We start from the raw sequence: 2,073 nt of genomic DNA on the forward strand, positions 1-2,073 counted from the left end.
AAGTCTCAGCGTCGAAATGTCTTGGAATTTTTGACTCAAGCCATTAGCGCTAAACGCCAGGGTCAACCAACTCCTTCTTTACTTCCACAAGTTCCTGCCGAGTAAAGTTGCTGTCAAAAATGCTGCTTAAAACCCACGAATTTATACAGTTTGATTTCCCAAATTGAATCAGTCTGCTGTCTGCTTCTTTTGAACTCTAACTCTTTGATGTCAATGGGTTTTACTTTCTTGTAATTTGCGATCGCCCCGTGGTCGATTACAACTAAAGTTCCATACCAAGCTTTTTTTTCAACCAATGCTTGAAACTCTTGTGGTGAGTGCTGATCATCAAGGGAGGTGAGTTTAATGCTGGTTTGCGGAAAATTATGTAGTGCGGCGATATGAGAATAGTCAGAAATATTTTCCAACACTTGTTTCACTGTCGTTTTAGTATTTAGGGTAAAATACCAAGGCATATAATTATGCTTTTCGCTTTCCATCGGGGCAAACTCAGGCAAGGGAAACAGAGGAGAAGAGGTACCATACCACACCCAGATGTAACCATATCTTTCCTGTGTAACATAAGTCGCTTGATGAGCCGTTGGGGGAATATTTTCTATGTCAGGAATAGAAACACAATTCCCTTCGTTATCGTATTGCCAGTGATGAAAAGGACATTGAATACAACCGTCTTTTAGCTCACCAATTGCAAGACTTGCACCCATGTGCGAGCAGTAACGCTCCATGATCACTGGTGTGCCGTTTTTATCTCGCCAAGCTACCAAGTCCTGACCGAATAGCTGTATGGCTTTTAGCTTTTTCCCCAACTCTTTGGAGCGCATAGCAACGTACCAACTGGCGGCAAGATTCATCGGGTTTTTATTGACACTCGCTTCCGATTTAGTTGGCTTTGGCTGTTTGATGGTTTCGATAATACTTGTCATTTTTTTCTCCTTCTAAATATCTTGAAATATTGGCAGGGCAAATGCACCTGAAAGTGGCACATAGATTATTGACAAACGTCTTCGTCTTAGTTGATTGGTTTGACGAAATCTGATTTGTCACTCGGCTGATTTTCAAATAAGATGTGTACTGCTTCTCTTTGAAAAGAAGTTGCAATGGGTTATGCGCCGCAGGAGGCGATCGCTATCAAGAGATGAATCCGAAAAGCTGTCAGGGTGAAGTCAAAGATGTTAGGGGTGGATGCGATCGCTCAGGGGTAGCAGTAAGGCTTCAGAGTCTAAACTTCTACTTTATCGACCCAAGTTTGATAAAACTCTCTGAACTTCAACATCACCCGGTCATACGGGATATAAGCTCCACCCCCGTCGTGCCTCATGCTATTAAAGACTGGTATATCCTCTATAGCACCAACTTGGTTTTGCCAACCAAAACCCGCGCGGGCAAATATATCCTTCCAGAAGAAGCCGGTTTTCTTCACCATGATCAAAATATGCCAGGTAGTCTGGTTTTCAGCAATCGGAGTAGTGGCAACCAACCCTCTATACATGAGCTGATTGTTGATATTAATTGCCGCTATATGTCCACCACTCCAGCTTTCTATTCGCAACGTGAAGGTTTTAGCCTTTAAACCAATAAACTGGGCTATTGCACCTGCTGGCCCCACAAACCTCTTGATTGGGGCTTCCATAACGGCTCCAAACCAAGCTCCTTTTTCAAAGAGTGTTTCAAAGTTTGGTGATAAGTTCTCCTCGTCAAGCTTGGTAAGTTGAACGGCGTTAACGATACCGTTGGCGAATTCCCCAAACAGCTAAACTGAACCGATTAGTTCAGCAATGAAACGATTGAGAACCTTCTGAGCAGTTTTATACCCAGTAGCTTGCTTACCTAACTTCAGTTGGGACAAAATGCGATCGCGTAAAATTTCAAGTTCTCTTATCGGTGGCAAACCGACAGGTTGTTTAGCGCTTGTGGTATTAGATATCTGATGTGACTCACTCTGCCGTGTAATACTTGGTTGAATGGGAGCTAAAAAATCTGAGTCTTCCCGTGTAATACAAGGGTTATCGTTATGCCTAACAATGTGTTCTAAATAATCAGCACGGGTTAAGCCTAAGCATTCCGAAGCAATAC

3 protein-coding genes are annotated in these 2,073 nt (G+C 42.8%); all 3 read right to left on the bottom strand.

Annotation, left to right across the window (positions count from 1 at the left end):
- Nucleotides 1-113: 113 nt before the first annotated feature.
- Entirely contained in the window at nucleotides 114-923 is an 810-nt protein-coding gene (locus F8S12_RS39695) for a Rieske 2Fe-2S domain-containing protein (RefSeq protein WP_196521769.1), read from the bottom strand.
- A 296-nt stretch (nucleotides 924-1,219) separates the two neighbouring features.
- Entirely contained in the window at nucleotides 1,220-1,630 is a 411-nt protein-coding gene (locus F8S12_RS39700; protein WP_196521770.1) for a hypothetical protein, read from the bottom strand.
- A gap of 120 nt (nucleotides 1,631-1,750) precedes the next feature.
- Nucleotides 1,751-2,071 (bottom strand): hypothetical protein, encoded by a 321-nt coding sequence (locus tag F8S12_RS39705; protein ID WP_442946780.1) that lies wholly within the window; start codon nucleotides 2,069-2,071, stop codon nucleotides 1,751-1,753.
- Nucleotides 2,072-2,073 lie beyond the last annotated feature (2 nt).

It is taken from the genome of Nostoc sp. WHI, from assembly GCF_015714725.1.
Classification (GTDB): domain Bacteria; phylum Cyanobacteriota; class Cyanobacteriia; order Cyanobacteriales; family Nostocaceae; genus Nostoc.

Coding starts and splice junctions, on each gene's coding strand:
- F8S12_RS39700 (WP_196521770.1), bottom strand. CDS start 1,630: ATGGAAGCCCCAATCAAGAGGTTTGTGGGGCCAGCAGGTGCAATAGCC.
- F8S12_RS39695 (WP_196521769.1), bottom strand. CDS start 923: ATGACAAGTATTATCGAAACCATCAAACAGCCAAAGCCAACTAAATCG.